Genomic DNA, 14,335 nt, shown 5'->3' on the forward strand with positions numbered 1-14,335 from the left:
CGGCCAGCCGTCCGCGCAACGCTCCGCTCAGCCCCCTGCCCAACCCCCTGCCCAACCTTCCGCCCAACCCCCGCAAGGCCGGCCCCGGCACACCCGACGCCGCCGCCGGGGCCCGGCCCTCGCCTGGGGCGCGCTGTTGGTCACCCTCGCCACAACAGCCATCACCCTGCGCCCCGGCGAGGAGCCGCAACTGTCGGCGGCCGCCCCCACCGCCGACTCGGCCCACCTGGAGATCGCCATGGTCCCCGCCCCCGTGAACGACGCGGTCCTGGCGGTATCGACCACCCGCCGCCGCCCGGACGCCGCGAACCGCGCAACTCCCGCGGCCGCTCCCACCCCGGCGAAGACGGCCAAGGCGACGACGCAGTCGAAAGCCACCACCCGGAAGAAGTAGCCTCGCAACCATCGGCCGGTATGCTTCCCGCACATGGAACAGCCTGAGCGGGAAGTGCTCGACTGGCAGACCTTCGGCCGCGCCGCCCGCGAGCTGGCGCAGTCCATAGCCGACGACAACTTCCGCCCCGACCTGGTCCTCAGCGTGGCCCGGGGCGGCCTGCTGGTGGCGGGCGCGTTGAGCTACGCCCTGGACGTGAAAAGCATCCACATGCTCAACGTCCTGTACTACACCGGCATCGACCAGCGCCTCGACGCCCCGCTGATCCTGGACCCCAAGCCAGACCTGGCCGACCTCGCCGCCGCGCGAATCCTGATCGCCGACGACGTGGCTGATACCGGCGCCACCCTGGAAACCGTCCGCAACTTCTGCGCCGGCCGGGTCGCCGAGGTTCGGTGCGCGGTGCTGTACGAGAAGCCGGAGTCAACGGTTCGCTGCGAGTACGTGTGGCGCCGAACGGACCGCTGGATCAACTTCCCCTGGTCCAGCCTGCCGCCGGTAACTGACCCTGACGCCCAGGTAACCGGCTGAACGCGGTTGCCTATCGGTCCGGCTTAACGCTTTTCGACCGGCCCGATGGTCACCGCAAATGTGCCCTCGGCCGATGGTTCGGCCCGCCTGGCGGCGGCCCACAGGGTTAGCGTGGTCCCGGCTCGACTTTGGTCAAGGTTGGTGGTCCAGACCGTAGAGGGACTGCCGGGTCCGTCGTGGTCATCATTCGGTGGTACAACTCAGGAAATTGGTTTTATTGGATTTCTCTCCTGGACCACCGAACGTCGACCACGGCGGACCCGGCTCCTGAATTCACGGCCTGGACCACCGAACGGTGACCAAAGTCGTCTGCGGGACCACGCTAATACATTCCGGTCGCCGCAGGCGGCCGGGGACCATCGGCCGAGGGCACATATGTGGTGACCATCGGTCCGGCCTGACGCTTTTCCACCCACCCGATGCAGCATTTCGGAAAGAGAACAAGCGGCACCGCGAAGAGGTCAGTCCGGCGGTGGAGGAGCCGTGCTCCGACGCGGCATCAGTGTCGGTGACAGGGACAGCAGAACCGACCGCCGGCGCTTGCCCTCCACCCGCTCCAGCAGCAGCCGCGCCGCGTTCGTGCCCATCAGGTGGCCGTCCTGGTCCACGCTTGTCAACGAGATCGGGCCCATCGCGGCGACCGTGGTGTTGTCGTAGCCCGCGACCGAGATGTCGTCGGGGATGCGCAGGCCCGCCTCGTGGACGGCGTTCAGCACGCCGATCGCGGCCACGTCCGCGCCCGCGAAGATGGCGGTGGGACGGGCGGGGCGGGACAGCAGGTCGCGGGCCGCGGTGTAGCCGCCCTGTTCGCTGTATGTCGACGAGACGACGTCCACCTCCAGGTTGTGGCGTTGCATGGCCTGGCGGTAGCCCTCGGCGCGGACCGTCTGCGGCATGGTCGTGGGGATGCCTCGCGTGGTGTCGCGGTGCTCGATGTGGGCGATCCGGCGGTGGCCCAGCGCGGCCAGGTGGTCGACGATCAGGCCGGCGCCCGTGATGTCGTCGTCGACCACGGCGTCGAAGTCCGAGGAGCGGCCGTGGCGGCCGATGGTCACCGTCGGGATGGTGCGGGCGGTGGCCTCCAGCTGGCTGCGTGGCAGGACCGGGGCGATCATGATGAGGCCGTCCATGCGGCGGTCGATCATGGCTTCGGTGATTCTTGCCTGGGACTCGGGGGTGCTGCCGCCCGGGCCGAGCAGGGCCTGGTAGTCCGTGCCGGCGAAGTGGTCGGTGATGCCCTCGATGAGCTCCGGGAAGAACGGGTTGCGCAGGTCGGGGATCAGGACGCCGATGGTGTACGTCTGGCCGCGCATGCCTCGCGCCGCCGCGTGGGGGCGGTAGCCCAGTTCGGCGATCGCGGCGCGGACGCGCTCCTGCATGGCCGGGCTGACGCCGTAGGCGTTGCGGAGGACCTTCGAGACCGCGGCCGTGGACACGTTGGCCCGGCCGGCCACGTCGGCGATGGTTGCCCGGCGCGCGGCGGGCAGTGCCGGCTCCACCTCGGGGTCCGTTGCCATCCCGCCGCTCCTCCGAAAAACGTAGAACGAACTACACGCTGCACGAGTGTAGCCAGCGCTCGGCAACGTGGATATTGGTCTACACGATCCGGCATATTGAGGGTCTTGACAGGCCTCCAGAGCGAGCCCAACATGTGGAGAACGCTCTACGAAATCCGCCCCAGCGCGCTCCGCCCCAGCCGCCCGAGACGTGGCGTTGAATCGTTTCACAACGAGATTGGCACCCCAAAACCATGCACGTAGTCGAACTGCGGGCCGAGCACGTCCGCGAACCGATCGGGCTCGGCACCGCCCGGCCCCGGCTGTCCTGGCGGGTCGAGTCGGAGGTGGCCGGTGAGACCCAGGTCGCGTACGAGCTGATCATCGGCGGGGCCGGCACCGGCCGGGTGGAGTCGGTCGAGCAGGTGCTCGTCGACTGGCCGGCCGCGCCGCTGCGGCCCCGCGAGGAGCGCGAGGTCGCGGTCCGGGTCTGGACCGGGCGATCGGAGGCGGTCAGCGCGCCGATCCGGGTCGAGGCCGGGCTCCTCGGCCAGGCGCTGCAGGCGACCCTGATCAACGGACAGCCGATCACCACCGACGACGGGCCGGCGACGCTGTTCCGGCGGGAGTTCGAGCTGCCCGCCGAGCCGGTCCGGGCGCGGCTCTACGCGACCGCGCACGGCGTGTACGAGCTGGAGCTCAACGGCGAACGCGTCGGCGACCACGTGCTCGCGCCCGGCTGGACGAGCTACCACCACCGGCTGCGGTACCAGACGTTCGACGTCACGAACGAGCTCCACAAGGGACCGAACGCGATCGGGGCCTGGCTCGCCGAGGGCTGGTACGCCGGGCGGCTCGGCTTCCGCGGCGGGCGGCGCGGTGTCTACGGCGACCGGCCCGCCCTCGCCGTGCAGCTGGAGGTGGCCTGCGCCGACGGCTCGCGGCACGTCATCGCGTCCGGCGGGGACTGGCGCAGCGCCCCGGGTCCGATCACCGCCACCGGCCTGTACGACGGCGAGCGGTACGACGCCCGCCTGGAACGTGACGGCTGGTCCCGCCCCGGCTTCGACGACCGCGACTGGGCCCCCGTCACCGAGCGGCCCCTGGACTCCGCTCGCCTCGTCGCGCCGGACGGCCCGCCGGTGCGCCGCACCGAGATCCTGCGCCCGGTCAGCAGCCGGACGACCGGCGACGGCCGGACCATCGTCGACTTCGGACAGAACCTGACCGGCCGGCTGCGCATCACGACCGTGGGGGAGCGGGGCACCACCGTCGTCCTGCGCCACGCGGAAGTACTCCAGGACGGCGAGCTCTACACCCGCCCGCTGCGCGAGGCACAGGCCCGCGACGAGTACACCCGGCGCGGGGGCGGCCCGGAGACGTGGGAGCCGCGCTTCACCGTGCACGGCTTCCGGTACGCCGAAATCACCGGGGAGACCGAACGCGTCGAGGCGGTCGTCTGTCACACCGACATGACCCGCACCGGCTGGTTCACGTGCGACGACCCGCTGCTCAACCGGCTGCACGACAACGTGGTGTGGAGCATGCGCGGCAACTTCCTCGACGTGCCCACCGACTGCCCGCAGCGCGACGAGCGGCTCGGCTGGACCGGCGACCTGGCCGTGTTCGCGGCCACCGCGGCGTACCTCTACGACTGTGCCGGGCTGCTCACCTCGTGGCTGGCCGATCTCGCGGCCGAGCAGGAGGAGCTCGGCACGGTCCCGTTCTACGTGCCGTGGGTCGAGCTGCTCGGCCCGCCCCGGCCGGCGGCGGTCTGGGGCGACGCGGCCGTCGACGCGCCCTGGACGCTGTTCGAGCGGTTCGCCGACACCGGGATTCTGCGGCAGCAGTACCGCAGCATGCGCGCCTGGGTCGAGCAGGTGGCCGCCCTCGCCGGGGAGCGCCGCCGGTGGGACGAGGGGTTCCAGTTCGGCGACTGGCTCGACCCGGCGGCCCCGCCCGAGCGCCCGGCGGACGCGCGCACCGACCCGTACCTGGTGGCCACGGCCGCGCACGTGCGCAGCGCCCGGCTCCTGGCCGCGATCGCCGGGCAGCTCGGCGAGACAGCCGACCAGACCCGCTACGCCGCCCACGCCGCCGCCGTGGCCGAGGCGTTCAACGCCGAATACGTGACGCCGAGCGGGCGGCTGGCCAGCGACGCGCAGACCGCGTACGCGCTCGCGCTGACCGGCGGGCTGCTCGCCAAGCAGGAGCAGCGGGAGCGCGCCGGGCGCCGGCTCGTCGAGCTCGTGGCGGCGGAGGGGCACCGGATCGGGACCGGGTTCGCCGGCACCCCGCTCATCTGCGACGCGCTCACCCTGGCCGGGGCCGACGACGACGCGTACCACCTGCTGCTGCAGCGCGAGTGCCCGTCCTGGCTGTACCCGGTCACGATGGACGCCACCACGATCTGGGAACGCTGGGACAGCCTGCTGCCCGACGGCACCGTCAACCCGGGCGAGATGACCTCGTTCAACCACTACGCGCTCGGGGCGGTCGCCGACTGGCTGCACCGCACCGTCGCCGGGCTGGCCCCCGCCGCACCCGGGTACCGCCGCGTCCTCGTCCGCCCCCGCCCGGGCGGCGGCCTCGGGCGGGCGGAGGCGGTGCACGACAGCCCGTACGGCCGGATCACGGTCGGCTGGCGGCGCGCCGGCGGCCGGCTGCACGTCACCGTGGCCCTCCCGCCGGGGGTCACCGCCCGCGTCGAACTCCCCGGCGCCGACCAGCCGGCCGAGGCCGGTCCGGGCGTCCACGAGTACACCTGCGATTTTCGCACCCCGGCCGACGACCCCCCGCCGGTCCGGGCCGCACACCCCTTCCACACCCCAGAAGAGGAGTGACCGAACATGCAACGACGATCCCCCTTCGTCATAGCGCTGACCGCGACCGCGCTGGCCCTCGGCGGCTGCAGCGCCGGCGACCTCGGCTCCAGCGGCGGCAGCGGCGACGGCGAGACCCTGTCCTTCCTGGCCGACAACTCCGACGCGAGCCTCAAGACCGCCCAGGGGCTCGCCGACGCCTTCAACGCCAAGAAGACCGGCGTCACCGTCAAGGTGGAGACCCGGCCGCAAGGCACCGAGGGCGACAACGTGGTCAAGACGCGACTGTCCACAGGCGACATGACGGACGTCTTCATGTACAACTCGGGCTCGCTCTTCGCGGCCCTGAAGCCGGAGCAGAACCTGGCTCCACTCGACGACCAGCCGTATGTGGGTGACCTCGACGGCACGTTCAAGTCGACGGTCTCGGCCGGCGGCAAGCTCTACGGCGTGCCGTTCGGCGGGGCGACCGGCGGCGGCATCCTCTACAACAAGGCGGTGTACGCCAAGCTCGGCCTGCAGGTGCCGAAGACGTGGGCCGACTTCATGGCCAACAACGCGAAGATCAAGGCGGCCGGCATCGCCCCGGTGGTGCAGACCTATCAGGACACGTGGACGTCGCAGCTCATCGTGCTGGCCGACTTCCACAACGTGGCCACGGCCCAGCCGGACTTCGCCGAGCAGTACACCGCGGGCAAGGCCAAGTACGCGAGCACCCCGGCCGCGCTGAAGAGTTTCCAGCGGCTGCAGGAGGTGCACGACCAGGGGTACCTCAGCTCGGACTTCGCCTCCACCAAGCTCGAGGCCGGGATCAAGCATCTCGCCGACGGGACGGGTGCGCACTACCCGATGCTCACGTTCGCGGTCGGCACGATCACCTCGCAGGCCCCGGACAAAATGGGGGACATCGGCTTCTTCGCGCTGCCCGGCGACGACGCCGCGAAGAACGGGCTCACCGTCTGGGAGCCGGCCGGCGTGTACGTCCCGAAGTCGACGACCGGCAAGAAGCTCGACGCGGCCCGCAAGTTCCTCGCGTTCGTGGCGAGCAAGGACGGCTGCGACGCGATGGCCAAGGCGACCACCCCGTTCGGCCCGTTCCTCGTGAAGGGCTGCACGCTGCCGGCCGACGTGGCCGCGCCGATCAAGGACATGCAGCCGTACTTCGACAGCGGCGCCAACAGCCCCGCGCTGGAGTTCCTGTCGCCGGTGAAGGGCCCCTCGCTGGAGCAGATCACGGTCGAGGTCGGCTCGGGCATCCGCAAGGCCGCCGACGGCGCCGCGCTCTACGACCAGGACGTCAAGAAGCAGGCCCAGCAGCTCGGCCTGCCGGGCTGGTAAGAACATGACCAGAGCCAGGAGCCCCTATCCGTACTGGTTCTACCTGCCGGCCGCGCTCGTCTACGGCACCCTGTTCCTCGTCCCGACCTTCGCCTCGTTCTGGTTCAGCCTGACCCGCTGGAGCCTGTTCGACGCGCAGTTCATCGGCCTGGACAACTTCCGGCAGTTCTTCGACGAGCCCGCCCTGGTCAAGGGGTTCACCAACACCATCGTCTACGCCGTGGTCACGTGCGGGCTGAAGGTGGTCCTGGGGCTGCTGCTGGCGGTGCTGCTCACCTCGCGGCTCTCGGCCCGCGGCTACCTGCGCTCGGTCGTGTTCTTCCCGGTCCTCGTCAGCACCATCGGCGTCGGGCTGACCTTCACCGTGCTGATGAACCCGGAGCACGGGCTCATCAACGGTGCGCTCGGGGCCGTCGGCGTCGACGGCCCCGGGTGGCTCACCGACCCGCACTACGCGCTGCTGTCGGTGGCCCTGGTCGACGTGTGGAAGGGGGTCGGGCTGGCCACGCTCATCTACATCGCCGGCATCGTGTCGATCCCGCAGGAGTACTTCGAGGCGGCCCGGGTCGACGGCGCCGGCCCGGTGCAGAACTTCCGGCACCTCGTGCTGCCGCTGGCCCGCCCGGCCACGGTCACCGTGGTGATCCTCTCGCTCATCGGCGGCCTGCGCTCGTTCGACCTCATCTGGGCGATGACCCGCGGCGGGCCCGGGTTCACGTCCGACGTGATCGCCTCGGTGATCTACAAGCAGTACCAGGCGGGCTTCTATGGCTTGTCGACCGCCGGCAACGTCGTGCTGTTCCTCGTGGTCACCGCCCTGGTGCTGCCCTTGTACTGGTTTCTCGGCCGCAAGGAGGTCGAACAATGAGACGTCACGTGCATGGGGCCGTCGCGGTGCTCGTCTCCGGTGTGGTGTTCGTGGTGCCGTTCCTGTTCATCGTGCTCAACGCGGTGAAGGACCGGCAGGACGCCGCGCTGCCCGCGTTCAGCTGGCCCAAGCACTTCCAGCCGTGGACCAACCTGGTCGACGTCATCGAGGCCCGCGACTACATGCTGGTGATCGCGTTCATCAACAGCACGATCCTCACCGTGTCCAGCGTGGCCGCCATGGTGGTGCTGGCCGCGATGGTCGCCTTCGTGCTGCAGCGCCGCCGCAGCCGGTGGAACCGGGTGATCGACCTGCTGGTGCTGTCCGGGCTGATCATCCCGCCGGCGGTGGTGCCGACGATCTGGGTGCTGCAGGGGATCGGGCTGTTCAAGACCATGGCCGGGCTGATCCTGGTCGAGATCGCGTTCGGGCTCTCGTTCAGCATCCTGCTCTTCCGCGCCTTCATCGCCACCATCCCCAAGGAGCTCGACGAGGCCGCCGTCATCGACGGGGCGGGGCCGCTGCGGCTGTTCTTCCGGGTCGTCCTGCCACTGCTGCGGCCGGTGGCGATCACCACCGTGGTGGTCCAGTCGGTCGCCGTCTTCAACGACTTCACCAGCCCGTTGTACTTCCTGCCGGGCGATCAGAACGCGACCGTCCAGCTGACCCTGTACAACTTCTCGAGCCAGTACAGCGCGCAGTACAACCTGCTGTTCATGAACATCCTGCTGATCACCGTTCCGCCGCTGATCATGTTCGTGTTCTTCAACCGGCAGATCGTGGCCGGCATGACCTCGGGGGCGGTGAAGGGCTGACGCCGACCGGACGATCGGGTCGCGCCGACCGGCCGGGTGGCGTAGCCCGCGCGGATGGAACCCGCTCGCAAGCATCGGTGACGATCACCGCACGCGGTACCGTGTGATGATTCGAGTACTGCGAGTGAGGTGACGACGTGGCGGGCACCGCGACCCTGGCCGGGCTGCAGGCCGGCGACCACGTCTGCGTGCCGTACGTCGGCGCCCAGGTGCGCGCCGGGCTCATGGCGGACTTCGTCCGGGAGGGGCTCGCCGACGGCGACAAGGTCATCTGCTGCACCGTCCAGGACGACCCGGCCACGCTCGCCGCCGCGCTCGCCGAGGCCGACGCCCGGGTGCCCGAGGCGCTGCGCGACGGCCGGCTCCTGGTCTGCAGCGCCACCGACAGCTACCTGGCCGCCGGGCGCTTCGACGCCGAGCGGACCGCCGCCGACTGGCGCGACGTGGTCGGGCGGGCCGAGCGGGACGGCCACTCCGGCCTGCGGATCATCGCGGACATGAGCTGGGCCACCGGCGCGGTTCCCGGCACCGAGCGGCTGCCCTGGTACGAGGCCGAGGTCAACCGGATCTTCGCGCGCGGCTTCGCCCGCGGGGTCTGCCTGTACGACCGCGCGACGTTCACGCCCGCGCGGCTGCGGCGGTACATCGCCACCCACCCCGGCACCCTGGAGCCCGACGACCCGCAGCCGCCGCAGCTGCGGATGCGCCACACCGCCGAGCCCCGCGGGCTGGCGCTGACCGGCGAGGCCGACATCGCCAACCGGGCCGCGCTGATCGCCGTGCTCGACGGGCTGCGGGCCGACCTGCCGGGCACCGACCCGCTCACCATCGACCTGACCGGCCTCAACTTCGCCGACGTGGCCGCCGCCTCCGCGCTCGTGCGGGCCGCCCGCCGGGTCCCGGGCCTGCGCCTCACCGGGGCCAGCCGCCGCCTCGCCGGACTGCTGGAGCTCGTGCGGCAGGCGGACGCGTGAGGGCGGGCGCCCCGGCCGGGCACCGCGGGTTCTTCCACGAGGCCGCCTTCTACCGCACCGACGAGGAGTTCCTGGCCATCCTCACGCCGTTCCTGGCCGACGGGGTGGCGGCCGGCGAGCCGGTCGTGTGTGCCTTCGGCGCGCGCCGGCAGGACCTGCTGCGCGACGCGATCGGCGCGGACGCCGGGGTCGTGTTCATGGACGGCGAGCAGCACTACTCCCGCCCGGCCACGGCCATCCACCGCTACCGCGGCCTGCTCGCCGACCACGTCGCCGCGGGCGCGGACCAGATCCGCATCGCCGGCGAGGTCCCGCACCCCGGCGTCGGCGTGCCCTGGGACTGGTGGGCCCGCTACGAGGCGGTCATCAACAGCGCGTACGACGACTTCCCGCTGTGGGGGCTGTGCCCGTACGACGTGCGCAACACCCCGGCCGAGGTCCTCGCCCAGGTGCGGCGGACCCACCCGTACATCGCCACGCCGAGCGGGCACCGGGCCAACCCCGACTTCGCCGACCCCGAGACGTTCCTGCGCGAGCGCCGTTCGACCTGGAACGACCCGCTCGAAGTGACCCGGCCCCGGGCCGAGCTGACCGACCCGATGCCCTCCGAGGTCCGCGCGGCCGTCATCGCCGCCGGCGGGCACAGCACCATCTCCCAGCCCGAGCTGCGCAGCCTGGTGCTGGCCGCGACCGAGGTGGTCACCAACGCCCTCGTGCACGGCGCCCCGCCGGTCGAGGTCCGGGTGTGGACCGCCGAGCGGCGCATCCTGGTCCTGGTGGCCGACGCCGGGCCGGGGCCGCGCAACCCGGTCGTCGGCCTGCGCCCCGTGCGCACCCCGACGGGCGGGCTCGGCCTCTGGATCGCGCACCAGATCTGTGCCCACGTCGACCTGCGCCACGAGCGCGGGCAGTTCACCGTCCGGCTGGTGGCCGGCCAGCCCGACCCGTGACCGGCCTTCCGGCGCGCCGCTAGCCCAGCACCCGCCGGCAGAACGCCTCGAACTGCGCCGCCGAGTCGCCGGTCCACACCATCCCGTGCTCGCGGATGATGAACCAGTCGGTGGAGCGGGCCCGCAGCTCGGCGTAGAACCGGCGGCCGGCCGCAAACTGTCCACACTCGACGGTGGTGGAGGTGACCAGCTCGCGGTAGCGCTCGCCACGGGTCAGCTCGCGGTGGTGGAAGTGCACCATGAGCCGCGGCCGGCGTCCGTGCATGCTCAGCAGCGAGCTCAGCATGAGGTATTCCGGGGCGTCGGAGCTCGGCAGCCGCGGCCCGGTGTAGGTCAGCGCCCGCCGGCCCTCGTCGTAGGAGGTGACGAGGTCGAAGTCGGCCGGGGTCATCAGCGTCTTGTCGGTCACCGTCTGGGAGACGAACCAGTGCCCGTCGTGGGCGAAGACGATCGACCCGTCGGTCCACGGCTTGCGCTGCCAGAGGTGGTGCTCGCGGTGCAGCCGGGCCAGCTCCGCGATCTCCCCGGCGTGCTGGGCGCCGAGCCGCTCCCGCACCGCCTGGTCGCCCGGGTCGAGGCTGCGCGTCGCGGTGTACTTCACCCGGATCGTCTCGCCGATGACGTTGACGTAGACGTCCTGCCACGTGTTGGTCCGCACGCCGCGGACCAGGTCGAGCTCGTCGGGGTAGATCGCGTTGACGTCGAGCGCGTCGCACAGCTCGGGCACGGCCGTGTGGGCCCGCTCGTAGCCGGGCCGGTCGGTGCCCTCGGGGGTGAGCTCGTACGCCGAGACGACGTTCGTCCGCACGCCGCTCGCGGCCAGCGACGCGAGGTACACCTTCTCGTCCTCGCCCATCTCGAGCGGATCGGTTGGCCCGTAGACGACGTAGGTGATCAGCTCCGGCCGCGGCGCGGGCACGTCCCCGAACGCGAGCGGCTCGACGGAGAGCCCGTACTCGGCCCGCAGCGCGAGGAAGGCGGGCCGGATGATCTCGCGCAACGCCCACTCGCCGTGCGGCGACCGCGGGTTGATCACGTAGAAGCACCGGACCTCGGCCGGCCGCCGCCGATGACAGTAGTCGGCCGCCTGCGCGTTCCCCGCTGTTATCGCCGCAGTGAGCACGCGGTTACTCTACATTGATCACCGCCGTGCCGCCGCGCCCGCGGTGATCTCCGAGCAGCCGCCGCGCGGCGTTTGAGTAGGCCGGCTCCGCTCTCGCCGCGGCGGGGGGAGGCATGGGTTGGTCAGGGCATGGTGCGGAGAGTAGCTCGGCCGGCACGCGGTTCGGGACGCGTGCCGGCCGAGGGTGACGCCTGACGACGGAAGCTAGGCGGCGGCGCGATAGGCCTCGCCGGCCGGGGTCGGGGTGGTGCCGTCCTTGTACAGGCCGTAGGGCAGGGAGTCGCCGACCGCCGGGAGCGAGAACCAGGCGTAGCGCTCGATGTACGACGTCGCCTGCATCTGGGTCGTGGTGCGGGTGATGAAGGACGTGATCTGGGCCGTGTTCGGGAACTTCGGGGTGCCGGTGAAGTTCATCAGGCCGTACTCGGTGATCCAGATCGGCAGGTTGTAGCGGGCGTGGACCTTTTCGACGTAGCCGAGGAACTGGCCCACGGCGGCGTCGGAGAAGTCGGAGCCGTACCAGTGCAGGGTGATGAAGTCGACGCGGCGGTTCTGCTGGCGGGCGCCGGTCATGAAGCGGTCCAGCCAGCCGCCCGGGGTGTCGCCGCCGTAGGCGACCGCGGGGCTGCCGAGCCGCATGCCGGTGGCCTCCAGGCGGGGCCAGAGGGACAGGGCCTGCTCGACCGTCATGTTCGACTGTTCCTTGAGGTCCGGCTCGTTGAAGCCGAGCAGGGTCTTGCCCTCGGCCTTCACCTTGGCCAGGTCGTTGTCGGTGACCGCGCCGGCGCCCCAGATCATCGGGACGAACTCGGCGTTGGCGGGCATCGAGTCGTTGTTCGTCGACCAGTTGTAGTACCAGCCGGCGCCGACGTTGGTCACCGCGGCCGAGAGGCCGGTGAACTGCCAGGTGCTGACGCCCTTCTTCTTGGCCGTGGGCGTCGCGGTGCGGGAAGCCGACGGGGTCGGGGACGGCGTGCGGGTCGCCGTCGCGGTGGGCGCGGCCGTGGTGCCGGTGCCGCCGGGCAGCTTCCACTGCTGGTTCGCGTTGCCGGTGCAGGTCCAGATCTGCAGCCGGGTGCCGTCGGCCGAGCTGTTGCCGCTGGCGTCCAGGCACTTGCCGGAGCCGGTGTTGACCAGCCGGTTGCCCGCTCCCGCGGCCCACTTCTGGGCGCCGGTGCCGTTGCAGTCGTAGAGCTGGACCTTGGCGCCGTCCGCGCTCGAGGCGGCGGTCACGTCCAGGCACTTGTTCAGCGCGCGGATGCTGCCGTCGGTGTTGACCGTCCACGCCTGCGCGCCGGTGCCGTTACAGGTCCACAGTTGTACGGCGGTCCCGTTGGCCGCGTTCGCGCCCGCGACATCGACGCACTTGCCCGCGATGCCGGTGATCGGGGCGCCGGTCGCGGCGGCGGCGGCATGCAGCCCCACCACTCCGGCGCTGACCACGGCGGCCGTGGCGAGCAGGGCGAACAGGGTTTTGCGGCCGGGCGACATGGCTCTCCTCGGGACGGTCGCGGAACGCTTGCGACGCTCAAACTCGTCCATGTGGCGCAGGGCCGTCAAGCCGAACGGCCCGACTTAAGCGGGTCGTAAGCCAAACTTGAGAGAGCGCTCTCCCGGGTTCAGGTCAAAGGCATCACGCGCGCGATCTTCATTGAAAAGCTGTTGGCCCCGGCCGCCGGGTAGGCCGCGCTGCCGTCGGGGTACGCCTTGAACGCCTGATAGTTGTGGTCCTTGACGCCGATGGTGAACTGGGCCCCGACCGTCGCGCCGCTGCCGGCGTCGTAGACCTGCGCGGCCATCGCCGAGCCCGACTCCCAGGCGAGCAGCATCCGGCCGGAGTAGGTCACCAGGTGCGGATGGGAGGTTTTGGCGGAGGTCTGCTTCGTCGTGTCCGCGGCGCCGGTGGTGAAGTGGGACAGGCGGGCGGTGCCGCCCTGGCTCCAGGCGGTCCAGTAGCCGGCCGATCTCGCGAGCACCAGGTCGCCGCCGAACAGGGTGTTGTCGCAGGTGCCGGCGGAGACGGTGCGGTACGGGTGCGGCTGGGCGATGCGGCAGTTGTTGTCCGTGGCGCAGACCATCGCGAAGTGGCTCGTGCGGGGATCCCACGCGATCCGGGTGCCCCAGCTGTGGCTGCAGCCGACCTCGAAGGCGTCCTTGTGGTTCACCAGGCCGCCGCCGGCGCTGACCACCTGCATCCGGTCGCCCTCGTGAATGTCCACACAGGACCCGTTCTGGACGGTGATGGCGACGCCGAAGTACGCCGCGTAGTTGCTGCCGTCGGTGGCGAGCCGGCCGTGGTGCTGGTACCACCACACGAAGCGGGCGCCGTTGTCGTAGCCGCCGAGGCTCGCGCTCAGGTTGGTGACCTGGCGCTCCCAGACCTGCTTGCCGTTGTTGTCGAACCGGACCATGTGCATCGTGTTGCACGGGCTCGACGAGCCGCCGCAGAGTGGGCCGGTGTGGCATTCGCCCTTGCGGGTCAGCAGCAGCACGCCGCCGTTCGCGTCGGCCGCGACGTCCTGCAGGTCGATGCCGTCGAAGCTGGTCGGAGTGCCGGCGAGCTTGTCGTCGCAGCCGAGTTTGCCGAGGTACACCTTGCCGTTGGTGCCGAGCCAGGCCAGCCACGAGCCGCCGTCCGGGGTCGCGGCGATCGCCATCGGCAGCGGGTCGGTGTCGCCCTCGCGGCCGTAGCCGGTGACCGCGCTGCCGACGCTGACGTCGGTCACCTTCACCACGGGGGTGGCGCTCGCGGTCCGGCCGCAGGGCCCGGTCTCCTTCGGCGCGGCCGACTGGCTCGTGGCCGCGCTCCCGGACGCGGCCGCCAGCAACCCGGTGCCCTCGGACGATCCGGCCGCCGCCCCGGCGCCGGGGTCGCCGGACGATCCCGGGCCGCCGGGCGAGGAGGAGAAGGCGGCCACGGCGCCGATCGTCGCCACGACCGCCACACCCGCGACGGCGGCGATGACGACGCGGCGCCGGGAGCGTTCGAAGGGGAGCTTCACGGCGCCGAATATAGGGGCGCGC

Annotated in this window: 12 protein-coding genes; 8 read left to right on the top strand and 4 right to left on the bottom strand. The window is 71.4% G+C overall.

Annotated features, from left to right (window positions below; translation table 11 throughout):
* The first annotated feature begins 136 nt into the window (after window positions 1–136).
* Both ACQP00_RS14290 and ACQP00_RS14295 read left to right on the top strand, forming a co-directional pair.
* A complete protein-coding gene (locus tag ACQP00_RS14290) occupies window positions 137–394 on the top strand; it encodes a hypothetical protein (protein ID WP_433219103.1) in 258 nt (85 codons plus the stop codon).
* Between the two features lie 33 nt (window positions 395–427).
* Window positions 428–925 (top strand): phosphoribosyltransferase, encoded by a 498-nt coding sequence (locus ACQP00_RS14295; protein WP_433219105.1) that lies wholly within the window; start codon window positions 428–430, stop codon window positions 923–925.
* Between the two features lie 461 nt (window positions 926–1,386).
* Here the strand turns inward: ACQP00_RS14295 and ACQP00_RS14300 are convergent, their stop codons facing one another.
* Window positions 1,387–2,442, bottom strand: a complete 1,056-nt coding sequence (locus ACQP00_RS14300; protein WP_433219107.1) for a LacI family DNA-binding transcriptional regulator — start codon at window positions 2,440–2,442, stop codon at window positions 1,387–1,389.
* A 233-nt stretch (window positions 2,443–2,675) separates the two neighbouring features.
* On the opposite strand from ACQP00_RS14300, the gene ACQP00_RS14305 reads away from it, so the two are divergent.
* The 6 genes from ACQP00_RS14305 to ACQP00_RS14330 all read left to right on the top strand — a co-directional run bounded on the left by ACQP00_RS14305 (window position 2,676) and on the right by ACQP00_RS14330 (window position 10,188).
* Window positions 2,676–5,264 (top strand): family 78 glycoside hydrolase catalytic domain, encoded by a 2,589-nt coding sequence (locus tag ACQP00_RS14305; protein ID WP_433219109.1) that lies wholly within the window; start codon window positions 2,676–2,678, stop codon window positions 5,262–5,264.
* A 6-nt stretch (window positions 5,265–5,270) separates the two neighbouring features.
* Window positions 5,271–6,581, top strand: coding sequence for an ABC transporter substrate-binding protein (locus ACQP00_RS14310; protein WP_433219110.1), 1,311 nt, complete (start codon window positions 5,271–5,273; stop codon window positions 6,579–6,581).
* A gap of 4 nt (window positions 6,582–6,585) precedes the next feature.
* The gene (locus ACQP00_RS14315; RefSeq protein WP_433219112.1) at window positions 6,586–7,449 is read left to right on the top strand and encodes a carbohydrate ABC transporter permease; all 864 of its coding nucleotides are present in this window, start codon (window positions 6,586–6,588) and stop codon (window positions 7,447–7,449) included.
* Entirely contained in the window at window positions 7,446–8,264 is an 819-nt protein-coding gene (locus tag ACQP00_RS14320) for a carbohydrate ABC transporter permease (protein WP_433219114.1), read from the top strand. Before ACQP00_RS14315 ends, ACQP00_RS14320 begins: the two co-directional genes overlap by 4 nt.
* A gap of 137 nt (window positions 8,265–8,401) precedes the next feature.
* Complete coding sequence (locus tag ACQP00_RS14325; protein ID WP_433219116.1) at window positions 8,402–9,238, top strand: MEDS domain-containing protein; 837 nt, start codon at window positions 8,402–8,404, stop codon at window positions 9,236–9,238.
* Window positions 9,235–10,188 carry an anti-sigma factor RsbA family regulatory protein gene (locus tag ACQP00_RS14330; protein ID WP_433219118.1) on the top strand — a complete coding sequence of 318 codons (954 nt, stop codon included), beginning with the start codon at window positions 9,235–9,237 and terminating at the stop codon, window positions 10,186–10,188. Before ACQP00_RS14325 ends, ACQP00_RS14330 begins: the two co-directional genes overlap by 4 nt.
* Window positions 10,189–10,207: 19 nt before the next feature.
* On the opposite strand, the gene ACQP00_RS14335 is transcribed toward ACQP00_RS14330, so the two are convergent.
* The 3 genes from ACQP00_RS14335 to ACQP00_RS14345 form a co-directional block, all read right to left on the bottom strand.
* Window positions 10,208–11,311 carry a hypothetical protein gene (locus ACQP00_RS14335; RefSeq protein ID WP_433219119.1) on the bottom strand — a complete coding sequence of 368 codons (1,104 nt, stop codon included), beginning with the start codon at window positions 11,309–11,311 and terminating at the stop codon, window positions 10,208–10,210.
* Between the two features lie 204 nt (window positions 11,312–11,515).
* Window positions 11,516–12,802 (bottom strand): glycoside hydrolase family protein, encoded by a 1,287-nt coding sequence (locus tag ACQP00_RS14340; RefSeq protein WP_433219121.1) that lies wholly within the window; start codon window positions 12,800–12,802, stop codon window positions 11,516–11,518.
* Window positions 12,803–12,930: 128 nt separating this feature from the next.
* The gene (locus ACQP00_RS14345) at window positions 12,931–14,313 is read right to left on the bottom strand and encodes a hypothetical protein (RefSeq protein ID WP_433219123.1); all 1,383 of its coding nucleotides are present in this window, start codon (window positions 14,311–14,313) and stop codon (window positions 12,931–12,933) included.
* Window positions 14,314–14,335 lie beyond the last annotated feature (22 nt).

The organism is Dactylosporangium sp. CS-047395, from assembly GCF_050942185.1.
Taxonomy (GTDB): Bacteria; Actinomycetota; Actinomycetes; order Mycobacteriales; family Micromonosporaceae; genus Dactylosporangium.